12 protein-coding genes are annotated in these 13,009 nt (G+C 43.1%); 8 read left to right on the top strand and 4 right to left on the bottom strand.

Annotated elements, in window-relative coordinates; translation table 11 throughout:
- Positions 1-80: 80 nt before the first annotated feature.
- From JCM19038_RS23600 to JCM19038_RS24425, 8 genes are all read left to right on the top strand, one after another.
- Entirely contained in the window at positions 81-368 is a 288-nt protein-coding gene (locus JCM19038_RS23600; RefSeq protein WP_238554376.1) for a hypothetical protein, read from the top strand.
- Positions 299-1,216, top strand: a complete 918-nt coding sequence (locus JCM19038_RS10205) for a hydantoinase/carbamoylase family amidase (RefSeq protein WP_238554384.1) — start codon at positions 299-301, stop codon at positions 1,214-1,216. Before JCM19038_RS23600 ends, JCM19038_RS10205 begins: the two co-directional genes overlap by 70 nt.
- 109 nt (positions 1,217-1,325) lie before the next feature.
- Entirely contained in the window at positions 1,326-2,444 is a 1,119-nt protein-coding gene (gene solA, locus JCM19038_RS10210; RefSeq protein ID WP_042417521.1) for an N-methyl-L-tryptophan oxidase, read from the top strand.
- A 36-nt stretch (positions 2,445-2,480) separates the two neighbouring features.
- Entirely contained in the window at positions 2,481-3,845 is a 1,365-nt protein-coding gene (locus JCM19038_RS10215) for a sodium/glutamate symporter (protein WP_042417523.1), read from the top strand.
- 318 nt (positions 3,846-4,163) lie between these two features.
- Positions 4,164-4,547, top strand: coding sequence for a carboxyl transferase domain-containing protein (locus JCM19038_RS24420; RefSeq protein ID WP_255343370.1), 384 nt, complete (start codon positions 4,164-4,166; stop codon positions 4,545-4,547).
- On the top strand, positions 4,514-5,590 hold the full coding sequence (locus tag JCM19038_RS10220) for an acyl-CoA carboxylase subunit beta (protein ID WP_202963051.1): 1,077 nt from the start codon (positions 4,514-4,516) through the stop codon (positions 5,588-5,590). The genes JCM19038_RS24420 and JCM19038_RS10220 overlap by 34 nt, the downstream gene beginning before the upstream one ends.
- A gap of 174 nt (positions 5,591-5,764) precedes the next feature.
- Complete coding sequence (locus JCM19038_RS10225; protein WP_052361431.1) at positions 5,765-7,027, top strand: class I adenylate-forming enzyme family protein; 1,263 nt, start codon at positions 5,765-5,767, stop codon at positions 7,025-7,027.
- A complete protein-coding gene (locus JCM19038_RS24425; RefSeq protein WP_052361432.1) occupies positions 7,024-7,476 on the top strand; it encodes an AMP-binding protein in 453 nt (150 codons plus the stop codon). The genes JCM19038_RS10225 and JCM19038_RS24425 overlap by 4 nt, the downstream gene beginning before the upstream one ends.
- A 98-nt stretch (positions 7,477-7,574) precedes the next feature.
- On the opposite strand, the gene JCM19038_RS10230 is transcribed toward JCM19038_RS24425, so the two are convergent.
- The 4 genes from JCM19038_RS10230 to JCM19038_RS10245 all read right to left on the bottom strand — a co-directional run bounded on the left by JCM19038_RS10230 (position 7,575) and on the right by JCM19038_RS10245 (position 12,998).
- A complete protein-coding gene (locus tag JCM19038_RS10230; RefSeq protein WP_042417524.1) occupies positions 7,575-9,200 on the bottom strand; it encodes an acyl-CoA synthetase in 1,626 nt (541 codons plus the stop codon).
- Between the two features lie 351 nt (positions 9,201-9,551).
- Positions 9,552-11,489 carry a TRAP transporter permease gene (locus JCM19038_RS10235; RefSeq protein WP_052361436.1) on the bottom strand — a complete coding sequence of 646 codons (1,938 nt, stop codon included), beginning with the start codon at positions 11,487-11,489 and terminating at the stop codon, positions 9,552-9,554.
- Entirely contained in the window at positions 11,476-11,850 is a 375-nt protein-coding gene (locus tag JCM19038_RS10240; protein WP_373902843.1) for a DUF1850 domain-containing protein, read from the bottom strand. Before JCM19038_RS10240 ends, JCM19038_RS10235 begins: the two co-directional genes overlap by 14 nt.
- A 143-nt stretch (positions 11,851-11,993) precedes the next feature.
- A complete protein-coding gene (locus JCM19038_RS10245) occupies positions 11,994-12,998 on the bottom strand; it encodes a TAXI family TRAP transporter solute-binding subunit (RefSeq protein WP_042417527.1) in 1,005 nt (334 codons plus the stop codon).
- Positions 12,999-13,009 lie beyond the last annotated feature (11 nt).

Here is a 13,009-nt window from a genome sequence, read left to right on the forward strand (position 1 = left end):
TTAACACGTTTGACGATGCGTTATGCACAGGAGTTATCAACAGAATTAGGATATCTACCAAAAATAATGAGGTGAAATCAATGATTAACCGAAGACGTCTACAACAAAAAATTGAAGAACTAGGACAGATTGGACAAGATCCTGCTGGAGGCTTAACACGTACGACTTTCACACCACCGGAATTAGAGGCTCGAAACTGGTTGATTCAGCAATTAGAAGCCATTAACGTTGACGTCAGATTGATCCGGCTGCGAACATTTGGGGACGAACTGAGGGAACACGTAAGGGGGCACCGAGTATTGTTTTTGGTTCTCACATTGATACGGTACCGAATGGTGGTATGTATGACGGTGCGCTTGGCGTATTAATCGCGCTTGAGATCTTAACGTCTTTACGTGAACGAGGTGTAAAAACGATACATCCGCTCGAGCTCATTTCATTTAGTGGAGAGGAACCGAACCCATTTCGCTTATCAACATTTGGAAGTCGCGCACTAACAGGCAAATTAACAAAAGAGCAAATACAATATGTTATGGATGCTTCAGGTAACGTCTTAACAGAACGTCTTGAAGCAGCGGGTGGCAGTTATGAGCAGTTTAACGAAACACTAAGAGATCCCTTGGATTTTGCTCATTATTTAGAAGTGCATATTGAACAAGGAAAACGATTATTGAATCAAGGGATTCCAGTTGGCGTCGTACGGGGAATTACAGGGATTTATCGTGAGCGAATTACCGTTCAAGGACAAGCCAATCACGCAGGAACGACGATGATGGGAAGCGATCGTCAAGATGCGCTTACTGCGGCATCACAACTCGTATTAAAGCTTGAACAAATTACTACCGAATCGCCAATTGCTGAATTAGTGGCAACAGTCGGTGAGCTACACGTCTATCCAAATGCGGCAAACATTGTACCAGGAGAGGTATCATTCACGATGGAAATTCGCGGAGAAACCGAAGAACAAATTGCAAGTGTTCGAACGCAAATGGAAACGGAGTTTGCTCACGTCGAGAGAGAGCGAAATGTGGTCGTTACCCGGGACGTTATTTTGGATCAGCCGGGCGTGCCAATGGACGAGATGGTCATGAAGATGATGGAAACCGTCTCAACAAAGCTTGGTCATAAAACGCTCACACTCGGTAGTATGGCCGGTCACGATGCAGCTCACATGGCGGGTATAACGCCTTCTGGAATGTTGTTCGTACCAAGCTAGAAGGCAAAAGTCATTGCCCAGAAGAAGAAAGTCGAATGGAAGACATTGAAATCGTTGCAAACGTGCTCTATGAAACGATTCTAACATTGGATTCAAAGGGGAATAACGAATGAAAAATTACGATGTCATTATCGTTGGCGGCGGTTCAATGGGAATTGCGGCTGCTTACTATTTACAAAAACATCATCAAAATGTGCTCGTCCTTGAACAATCAACGGTACCGAACACGATTGGGAGTCATCACGGGGCAACTCGTATTTTACGAATGGGTTATGGAAACGGCGGACAGTATGTTCCGATTCTAAAAGAAGCATTGCAACTTTGGAAAGACCTTGAGGAGGAGACAGGCAAAGAGCTCTATCATCAAGTAGGAGCATTGTCGCTTGGGCATAAGGATTCTGCTTTTGTACAGGAGACGATCGAAAGCTCCCTCATCCATGACTTACCACATGAGCAATTGACAGCAGCAGAGATGATGAACCGTTTCAGTGGAATTCGAATTCCAGATGATTACGTCGGTTGTTATGATCCACTCTCAGGTTTTCTTATGAGTGAAACGTGTATCAAAACGTATAAAGAGGAAGCCATTAAACTGGGAGCTACAGTTCTAGAGAACACAGCCGTCACAAAAATTAACACGGTCGCAACACACCCTGTTGTAGAAACAAGTTCTGCAATCTATGAAACGAGGAAAGTGATCGTAACCGCGGGTGCCTGGAACGGAAAACTACTCTCTGATTTCGAGTTACCGATGAAGCCTGTAAGAAAAACAATTGGCTGGTATGAAACCGATGGGCAAACGTACACGAATGATTTTCCCGTTTTTGTATTCGATACGTTACATGATGGACATTATTACGGATTTCCTGATTATGACGGGAAGGGGTTAAAGATTGGAAGAATGGAAGGTGGCGACACGGTTAACCCTGACGCAATGGAGCGGGTGTTTACCGACCAGGACAGTGAAGAACTAGAATCATTTACATCGAAATACTTGCCGAAGGTGTCTTCACGAAGATTGGACGGGAAAGTTTGTTTATTTACGAATACGCCAGATGATGACTTTATCGTCGACTTTTTAAATGATCAAAAAAATGTGATCGTAGCGGGTGGATTTTCTGGTCATGGTTTTAAGTTTGCTAGTGTAATTGGCGATATTTTACGAGAAATGGCAATGGAGGGTTCGACAAGTCGGAACATTGATTATTTAAAGAAATCACGATTTTAGAGCCTTTAATGTGAGACTGGAGATGAAGCGAAGAAAATGGACATTACGATTTGGAACATTATGACGGATGTTGGAATCATGTCGGTTTTACTTATGGTTGGGGTTTTGCTTAAAGCAAAAGTTTCTTGGATTCAAAAAACATTTATGCCTGCTAGCTTTATCGCTGGTCTCCTCGGTCTTCTGTTTGGACCTAATGGACTTGGTTGGTTGCCATTTTCTTCTTGGATTGAGCTGTATCCAGCGGTGTTGATCGCTGTTGTGTTCGCATCCATTCCAATTGGAGCCGTTAAAAAGCGTTTTAAAGAACAATCATCCCGAATCCGAAATGTGTGGATCTACGGTGTATTCATCTTAATGCTCTTTTATGCGGTTGGTTTGTTATTAACTCAGCTGTTCCTAACTCCGGTTATGAACGTTCCGGTCGGAGCAGGAATGATGCTTGGCGTAGGCTTCTTTGGAGGGCATGGTTCGGCGGCTGCAATTGGAGAGACATTTGCTTCACTTGGTTGGGAAGAAGCAACGAGTCTAGGGTACACGTCGGCAACAATCGGTATGGTGATTGCAGTCTTTTGTGGAATGTTGATCATTAAACGGGGAACAAATCAAAACGAAGCCCATTTCGTTTCAGACTTTAAACGGCTACCAAACGAATTGAAAACAGGATTAATGCCAAAAGAAAAACGTCAATCCATTGGAGAAACGACGCTCTCACCAAACGCTGTTGATCCATTGCTTGCACACATCGGCTTAATTGCGATTGCAATTCTACTTGCATATGGTGCGAAAATAGGAATTGAAGCCGTGTTTCCGATGTTATCATTGCCACTGTTTAGTTTTGCTATTTTAACTGGGATTCTTATCCAATGGTTACTACGTAAGACGAAGAGTGATGACTACGTCGATAAACGTGTCGTTGATCGGATTGGAGGGACAGCAACCGATTTAATCGTTATGTTTGGGATCGCTTCTATTAACTTAACTGTCGTAGCAAGTTACGCCGTACCACTGGCAATTTTGTTCATTGTTGGTTTACTCGTTGCTTACATAAGCTTTCGAATTCTTGCACCGCGAACGTTTCGGACGTATTGGTTTGAAAATGCTGTGTTCAGTTGGGGGTACACGACCGGAACCGTTGCAATGGGTGTCGCATTACTTAAAATTGTTGATCCAGAGTTAAAGAGCACAGCACTCGAAGATTTCGGTGTTGCGTACTTGGGGATCATGCCATTTGAGGTACTTACGTTAACATTTTTACCATTAATATTGATGAGCGGTTTTGGCTGGGCTTACACAGGACTTGCGATCACGATCTGTTTAAGTCTGATTATCGTCTCAAGAAGTCAAGGTTGGATTACATCTATGAAATACTCAAATGATCATTCAAGAACGCATAGCCAATAACATCGGCTATGCGTTTTTATGTGGCATACTGCACAGATAATTCATATCTGATTCATTAATTCAAACATGGTTACGAAATGAAATGTAAGCGCATTCATTTGCGTTGATTTACCGCCATTTATTAATTGGAAATACTTGGCACAATTATTGCTTTCTAGTTGAATACAACAAGGACGAGGAGAGGGACCGTATGAGTTGGCACGCAGAAATTGAAGAATTACAGCGTTTAAAAAAGTTAGCTGAGAACATGGGGGAGAGGCGAGCGTCCAGAAGCAAAAGTCGAGGGGCAAGTTAACGGTTCGAGAACGTATTCATCAAATTCTTGATGACAATACTTTTCATGAATCAGGGGCTCTAGCAGGCAAAGCAACGTATGACGAAGAAGGCAACGTAAAAACATTTATGCCAGCGAACTTTCTACTCGGAACAGGGAAGATCGACGGGCGTAAAGTTGTCGTTGGTGCCGACGATTTTACCGTTCGTGGCGGTGCTTCAGACGGTGGAATTAAAGCTAAGCAAGAGTATGCCGAATTAATGGCACATGAGTTGCAATTACCGATGGTCCGCCTCGTTGATGGCACCGGTGGAGGGGGCAGTGTGAAGAGCTTGGACTCTAGCGGCTCAACGTATGTTCCAATTAACCTGCATGGGATCATGTTGTCAAAAACATGGGCAGAGTTCCAGTCGTTGCAGCAGCACTAGGGGCGACTGCAGGGCTCGGTGCAGCACGAGTAGCAGCGTCTCACTTTTCAGTAATGGTTGAAGAACTTTCACAAATTTTCGTTGCGGGACCACAAGTCGTGAAGTTCGGCATGGGGCAAGATTTAACGAAAGAAGAACTCGGTGGAGCGGCGGTTCACCGTGCAAGCGGTGCTGTGGATAACATTGCATCCTCTGAAGAAGATGCATTTATGCAAATGCGAACGTTTCTTTCTTATATGCCGAGCAACATCTTTGAATTGCCACCTATTATGGAGTCAGAGGATGACCGAGACCGCCGTGAAGAATCACTCATTGAAGCAATTCCGAGAAACCGTCGTCGCCCATACAAAGTACGTGAATTACTTGAGAAAGTGTTAGACGAAAATACCATCTTTGAGATCGGCAAACACTTTGGTTCGAGCACCGTCACCGGTCTTGCCCGCTTGAATGGCCATCCGGTCGGTTACTTAGCGAACGATCCGTACGTGCTAGGTGGGGGTATGACGAGGGAGAGTAGTGAGAAGATCGAGCGGTTCGTTGATCTTTGCCAAACGTTCCACCTTCCAATCGTAAACTTCGTTGATCAACCAGGACTTGTGATCGGTGTTGATGCGGAGAGAAAAGGAACGATTCGTAAAGGCGTTCGTGCCATTTCTGCCATTTATCAAGCACAAGTACCGATGATTGAAATTATCCTTCGCAAAGTGTTTGGCGTCGGTGGCGCAGGAATGATTAATGGTCATGGCTTACATCAGCGTTACGCTTGGCCGTCAGGTGACTGGGGGTCGCTACCGGTTGAAGGAGGCGTTCAAGTCGCATATCGACGGGAGCTTGAAGAAAGTGACAACCCTGAAGAGCTGCTCCAAACGTTAATGGAAAAAATGGAGTCAATCCGTTCACCATTTCGAACGGCTGAAGCATTTGGGATTGAAGAGATCATTGATCCTCGTGATACGAGACCGCTTTTGTGTGATTGGGTTGAAGATGCCTATAAACGCTTGCCACAACTGCTCGGTCCATCGAGCTTTACGATGAGACCGTAAGAAAGGGAGATATCGTGTATGCGTGGATATTCTCACGTGAATCAGTGTTTAGTATTCCGTTAAATCATGAAGAGTGAATAACAGTTAGGGCCGCAAATAAAGACAACCTATTGGAAGTAGCAAAGAAAAAAGATGACGTTATAGTCAAACTCAAAGGATGATAGGAGGAATTAGATGAATAGCTTTGGAACACAAGAAGAGTTAGTTCATCGACAAATGGAGCATTGGGCAATGATTCAACCAAACCATCCGTTTGTCTATTACGGAGAGCAACGGAAAACCTTGACGTATAGAGCCTTTAACGAACGGGTGAATCAAGTGGCGAATGGTTTGTTAGAAGAAGGCATTGCGAAAGGTGATCGCATTTCAGTATTTATGAAAAACCCACTCATGACGACAGTGGCGATGTTTGCGATTTGGAAGTGCGGTGCAGTGTTTTGCCCGATTAATTACAATTTCAAAGGGAAATTACTTAGCTATCCGTTACATGATACGAATCCAATTATGGTGATTACAGAGCGCTCAATGGTGAGGCGGCTTAATGATATCGCCTATGACGTGCCGTGTGTCAATGCAATTGTTTATAGCCCTACATTACGTGACCATGATTACGAGGAGTCATTAGCAAAAGATCGACTACATTCAATCTATAACGAGAAAGACTGGAGCTTAATAATCTCTGAAAATCGTAACAATCCGAACGTTGAGTTGAACTACTTTGATATGGCGAACATCATCTATACGTCAGGAACGACAGGGCCCGCAAAAGGTGTCGTCCAATCACACCGCTGGGTGTACGGATACACACGAGGTCTTCGCAGACTGCTGACGCGGGAAGATGTTGTTTACAATGATTTGCCTCTGTATCACGTTGGAGGAGCATTTGCGAACATTGCACGAGCTGCTTTTGTCGGTGCGGGAGTCGCACTTTATGATAAATTCAGCGCAATGCACTTTTGGAAACGCATTAAAGACAGTCAAGCGACATCGGCAATCTTGCTCGATGTGATGATCCCTTGGCTTATGAATGCAGAGACGAAGAATACGGATCGTGAAAACACGTTAAACAAAGTGCATATGCAACCCCTTCCGAACTATCATCAAGAAGTCGCTCATCGCTTCGGATTTGATGTCATTACGTCAGGATTCGGGCAAACAGAAGTGGGCAATCCACTGTCTTCGGCGATATTGCATGGGCTAGACGGTAGAGGAACCCCTGACTATTTACGAAGAGGCTACACACTAGATGAGATGATGGCGTTGTTAAAAGACGATTGCGTACCGATCATGCGGGGGGATGAAGTAAACGAAAAAGGGTTTATGGGGAAACCAAATGCCCATTTTGAATTGGCGATTTTAAATGAATACGATGAAGAACAACCGCCAGGCGTCATTGGTCAGATCGGCTTTCGCCTCAATTACCGTCTCTCATCATGACGGAATATTTCAACAAGCCAGAATCAACGACAAAAGCATTTAAGAACCTCTGGTTCCATTCCGGAGACGCAGGATACCTTGGGTTAGATGGTTACTACTATTTCGTCGATCGTTTAGGAAGCGTTATTCGTTGTCGAGGTGAGAAGATCTCCTCTTATCAGCTCGAAGACATTATTAATAACCATGATGACATTAACTTAACCGCAGCGTTCCCAATCCCCGCAAAGCAAGGTGATGAAGACGACGTTGCCGTCTTTTGTGAACGAAAGCCAGGTGCAACGATTACAGAAGATGCATTGCACACATGGTGCATTCAGCAAATGCCGAAGTATATGGTGCCTACGTATATTCGCTTCATTGAGGAGATCCCTCGGACACCGACAAATAAGATAGAGAAATATAAGTTAAGGGAACTGCTTCTTTGTGAAGCACCAGTTCAAAACAATTAACCTCTCCAGAGTTGGAGAGGTTTTTGATTTCCGCTTTATGTGGGGTTGTGAAGGAGAACTAGTATAGAAATTAGCTGGCTAAGAAAAGTCCTGTATATTCATTTTCGCAACTTGAATCTCTGAATCTTCCCACTCGTAGTTTTAGGCAATTCATCCAAGAACTCTACTTTTCTTGGATATTGGTGCTTGGATAGGTTCGTTTTCACATGTAGACTTAGTTCTTCACCGAGTTCAGCGCTAGTGCGGAATTGTTTACTTAAGACGACATACGCTTTGACGATTTCGCCTTTTTGTTCGTCTGGTTCGCCAACGACGGCTGCTTCTGAGACGGCGGGGTGTTCAAGTAAAGAGCTTTCGACTTCGAATGGACCGATTCGGTAGCCAGAACTTGTAATAATGTCGTCGGATCGACCTTGGAACCAGTAATATCCTTCTTCATCTGTTAAAGCGAGATCCCCGGTTAGAAACCACTTTCCGCTCATTTTCTCTGCGGTTTTCTCTTCATTGTTCCAATAGCCTTTGAAGTAATAGCCATCGTTCGTTGTGTCGATCGCGATTTCACCAACTTCACCGTCAGGTGTTGGATTCCCTTGTGCGTCAAGAAGGGAAATGGTGAATCCGGGCGTTGGAAATCCCATCGAACCGTTTTTAATCACCATCGTAATCGCATGGTAGTTGTTGATCACCATACCGACCTCGGTTGCGCCGTAATGATCATGGATATTTATTCCAATATGCTTTTTGAAAAATCGAATGACCTCTGCATTTAGTGGTTCTCCAGCGCTACTTAATTTCTTCACTGATAGCGAATGTTTAGTGATAAGCTCAGGACCATCTTGCACCATCATTCGATAGGCAGTAGGCGCATAGGCGAAGTTCGTCACATTGTATTTCTCCATTAAGCGGTAATAAGCTTCACTACTTGGACGACCTTTGTACATGACAATCGGAATTCCAAAGCTTAACGGGTTGAAGATCGAATTCTGCAAGCCATATGCCCATCCAGGATCGGCACCACCCATAAAGATATCGCCTTCTTCATAGGCAATTCCGTATTTCGAATAAGGGTAAGTGCTGAGTAAAATTTTGTGAGCGTACACGGCTCCTTTTGGCATGCCTGTTGACCCTGAAGTGAATTGAATAACAGAAGGGTCGGATAATAATGTTTCTTCAACGTCGTAGTCTACAGGAAATTCATGAATGAGCGAGTGAAAGTCGAGTGAGGGAGTATCTGGGTTGTCGATGACGATGACTTTACTTGAGTGATTAATCGTTGATAGTTTTTGAGATTGTTCATGGTTTGTAATGAGAACTTTGCTCTCAACGGTTTCCAACCGGTAAGAAATCGCGGAAGAGTTGAAAGCTGTAAATAAAGGAACATAGATGGCACCGATTTTCCATGTCGCCAAAACGGTAACGACAAGCTCGATATCCTTACCTAGAAGACATGCCACTCGGTCACCTTTTTTTACGTTGAGGGACTTTAAGGCATGCGCCAGTTGGTTCGATTTGTCACGTAACTGTTTGAACGTATATTCGACTTGTTTACTGGACTCATCTTCCCAATAAACCGCGATTCGGTTATGATCCTCTGCCCATCGATCACAACATTCGTGACCCATGTTAAACTTCTCTTCTGGATTCCAATCAAAGGATTGATAAGCGTCATCCCAAGAGAATGCTGAACTTAATTGATTGTAGTTCAATTGCTTTTCAGTATACATTGTAAATCACCTCGGTAGATTTAAAAGATCGTGATAAATGAAATCTTATAAGTAGAATTTAATCTAAGGTGTAAAGTACTTTATACATGTTAAGCGCTTACAAAAATAATAAATTCTTTTTGATAGTATGAGTAAATGCAGTTCGAACACAACTGAGGATTGAAAATTCCCATCTTTCTGTAAATTATAGATGTTAGACTTTGAATGTCAAGTGGGGAATTGAATTTGTGGTTGAATTTAAAAGTAGAAAAAGCTTGTTAATGGTAATTGTTCCATTTATCACGAAGTTAAATATACCCGTTGATCGAAAGCATAAAAAAGAGGAAGGTATCAAACCTTCCTAATTAATGTCTATACGTGTTCACCTTCAGTATTATCTGAGAACTGAACTTTCCCTTTCTTAAAGGTCCATCGTAAATAACCGAGTACAGTTAGTATAATAAGAAGCCCAATAAGGTCAAGCATAAAACCAGGGGTAATCATTAGTAATGAGCCAATGATAATGCAAATTCTTGGCAGGATACGAATTGACTCGTAAAGGTACCCTTCGATGGCTATGGCTAGCCCTACAATACCGAATATGGCAGATAGGGATCCTATTAGAATTGTCTCAACAGACCCGAGCATAAGAAGACCAGTGTTGAAGACAAACATATACGGAATAATGAATGCAGCGAGACCGATTTTAAGCGCCCACATCGCGGTTCCCATTGGAGAAGTGTTGGCTATACCTGATGCAATAAATGGTGCGACTGCAACTGGTGGTGTAATCGCTGAGACGATTCCGAAATAGAAGACGAAAAAGTGTGCTGCAAGTGGCTCAACACCCATTGAAACGAGAGCTGGAGCTACGAGCACAGCCAAGATTACATATGCTGCAGTTGTAGGTAAGCCCATACCGAGTATGATGGATGTAATCATCGTTAGGATTAAAAGAAGGATCAAGCTTCCCCCTGCTAACGCAACAAGCAAGTTCGAGATGTTTAGTCCTAACCCTGTTAAATTAATAACTCCAATGACAATACCTGAGACTGCGGTTACGATGACGACAATCATAGAGTTTTTTGCTGATTGGACAAAGCCATCAATTAGCGCTTTTACACTTACTCGTGTCGTCCTACGTAGTTGGGCAACTATGATCAGTGCGAGAAATGACCAGAAAATTGCAAGTGCTGGTGGTAAGTACACGATTGCTAATAAGAATACGAGAATGAGAAGTGGAATGGCTAAATGAATACCGTTTTTAAGTGTTGCTTTTAAATCGGGCATTTCTTTGGCTGGAACACCAATTAACCCTTGCCGTTTTGACTGTAAATGAACGACGACCATCGTCGATAAATAATAGAGAACGGCAGGGATGATCGCAGCAAGAATGATCGTCGTATAAGGTAGGCGTAAAATATCGACCATAATAAAAGCGGCTGCACCCATAATAGGTGGCACGAGCTGTCCACCTGCGGAAGCAACCGACTCTACTGCGCCCGCAAACTTAGGGTTATAGCCGAGTCGCTTCATCAATGGAATGGTAACAGGCCCAGTTCCAGATACGTTAGCAGCAGCACTTCCAGATACGGTCCCAAAAAGCGAGCTTCCAATTACGGCTGCCTTTGCAGGTCCGCCTGTCATCCTGCCGAAGAAAGCAATTGAAAGATTTAAAAAGAATTTTCCGGCTCCCGTAACTTCTAAAAATGTCCCGAACATAATAAAGAGAAATACATAACTCGCAGATACTCCGAGTGTGATTCCAAAGATCCCTTCATTCGTTAAAAACATTTGGTTAACAATACGCTCGAAACCATAGCCACGATGTGATAATAATCCTGGAAGATAAGGTCCGACAAATGCGTATATGAGAAACAATCCTGCAATAATAGTTAAGGCTTTTCCTGCCATTCTTCTTGTAGCTTCTAGTAGGAGAAAGATCAGCAGTGTTCCGAGTATAAGATCCATTGTATTGGGATTTCCAACTCTTCCAACTAGTTCATAATAGGAAAAGTATGCATAAACGCCAATTCCAAGACTAAGAGCTGCAAAAATCACATCGGTTCCGAGGAGGGTGCGATTTTGTGTCGTAGTCTTCGTAGGAGCAACGCAAAGGAATAATAATGTCATACCAAAAGCTAAGTGTACGCTTCGCTGTTGGTATGCAACGAGCATTTCAAAGCCAGCAGTATAGAGATGAAAGAAACAAAAGGCTAGTGATAAGATGATAATCGCGTAACGATGGACACCAACTTCTTTACGATAAGGCGTAGAAAGTAATTGCTCTTTTTTCTCACGTTTCTTCACAAGCCACCACCTCATTTTCTAAAAATTGAATTACGATCGGTGTTCCTGAAAGTGTGTAGTGTTGAAGGGTTAGTCGCTCATCATGATAGCCGATGACTAGTGGGTATAAATAAGGGACACGAAAGCGAATAGTGTCAAGTGATTGATTACGTGTAATCTGCCAGTTTCCAAACTGAAAATCATCTTGAAACGTAGCCGTATCTCGTTTATTTCCGTAGTAATTAGCTGCATCAAATGATTCGAATTCAACGTGTTCAAGGAGAAAACTGTCTTCTTCGACAACGTACATTTCCCATTGTTTTGTTTCGTACATAGAGTGTGTGTATTCAATGTAAAATCTTTCACCAGCTCGAGGGGCAATGAGGCAATCATTTCATTTGTATTTTCATCATAAATATCAATGGTTTTTGGCGTATTCAATGTGTGACAAGTTATAAATAGGCTTAGTAAAAGAACAAAAAAGAAGAGGAGGTACTTCATGTAAGTCCTCCTTTGATAAGGTTTTTAGTCACTACCAACCACGTTGTATTCACTCGCTTCATCCCAAATTCCTTGCTCTTCAAGAACTTGAACAACAGCTGGATGGAATTCAAGAAGGTTGCCTCGGAAAAGGTATTCTGGTTGTTGGTTCCATTCAGCTCCTGCAGGATGACTGTCCTCGATCACTTGATACTGATCAATCAACGTTTCGCTGATCATTGATGCAACATCATCAGGAAGATCGGCACGTGCAACAAGCATGGTGTTTGCCCCTACTCCTTGTAAGTCGTGGTCGTCGTTAACATGATAGGTTCCTGCTGGAAGAACTTCAGGATAGACTCCAGGTAAATCTTCAAGCTCTTCTAGAATTTCTGGTTCAATTTCTATTAAGCGGATATCTTCAGTCGATTCAAGGTCAACAATCCCTGAAGTAGGGGGACCACCAACAATAATAGCTACATCAATTTGTCCTGAACGAAAGGCATCAATTTGTTCAGCAAAGCTTAAGTACATCGGATTGAAGTCTCCATAGGACATGTCATGGGCTTCAAGCAGTGGCTCGATGATCTTTATATTCCCACTTCCAGCAGCGCCAACCCCCACATTCTTCCCTTCAAGATCTCGAAATGAATGGATATCTGAGCTCTCTCGAACAACGATATGTGTGAACATGCCGTGACCGGCAGAGACTTGACGCCATTGTTCAAAAATATCTGGATCTTCTTCTGAGTAACTAAGGATAGTAGGTCCATCTATTAGGATCAAATCCACATCACCATGGCTGAGTAATCTTGCGTTTTCTTCTCCAGCGGCAGTGACTTCGACGCCCAAATTAATGCTAGGTTCATGAGCTTGGAACATGCTTGACATACCACCACCTACGAAATAGTAAGTTCCAGCGGTACCGCCAGTTCCAAGGGGGACGTGTGTCGTTCCTGAATCATTGTCATTAGCATCGGTATTTGCACCGTCACAAGCAACAAATAGGCACGTGAAAATCAGGGTGAAAATAAATAGACTGCGTTTCATGTTTGTAACCT

This window comes from Geomicrobium sp. JCM 19038 (assembly GCF_000698125.1).
In the GTDB taxonomy this organism is placed as follows: domain Bacteria; phylum Bacillota; class Bacilli; order Bacillales; family Marinococcaceae; genus Geomicrobium_A.

What these genes read in the sequence shown, in the direction of transcription:
- JCM19038_RS23600 (WP_238554376.1), top strand. Translation starts at nt 81, where the DNA reads ATGATTAACCGAAGACGTCTACAACAAAAAATTGAAGAACTAGGACAG.
- solA (WP_042417521.1), top strand. Translation starts at nt 1,326, where the DNA reads ATGAAAAATTACGATGTCATTATCGTTGGCGGCGGTTCAATGGGAATT.
- JCM19038_RS10215 (WP_042417523.1), top strand. Translation starts at nt 2,481, where the DNA reads ATGGACATTACGATTTGGAACATTATGACGGATGTTGGAATCATGTCG.
- JCM19038_RS10220 (WP_202963051.1), top strand. Translation starts at nt 4,514, where the DNA reads ATGGGCAGAGTTCCAGTCGTTGCAGCAGCACTAGGGGCGACTGCAGGG.
- JCM19038_RS10225 (WP_052361431.1), top strand. Translation starts at nt 5,765, where the DNA reads ATGAATAGCTTTGGAACACAAGAAGAGTTAGTTCATCGACAAATGGAG.
- JCM19038_RS24425 (WP_052361432.1), top strand. Translation starts at nt 7,024, where the DNA reads ATGACGGAATATTTCAACAAGCCAGAATCAACGACAAAAGCATTTAAG.
- JCM19038_RS10230 (WP_042417524.1), bottom strand. Translation starts at nt 9,200, where the DNA reads ATGTATACTGAAAAGCAATTGAACTACAATCAATTAAGTTCAGCATTC.
- JCM19038_RS10245 (WP_042417527.1), bottom strand. Translation starts at nt 12,998, where the DNA reads ATGAAACGCAGTCTATTTATTTTCACCCTGATTTTCACGTGCCTATTT.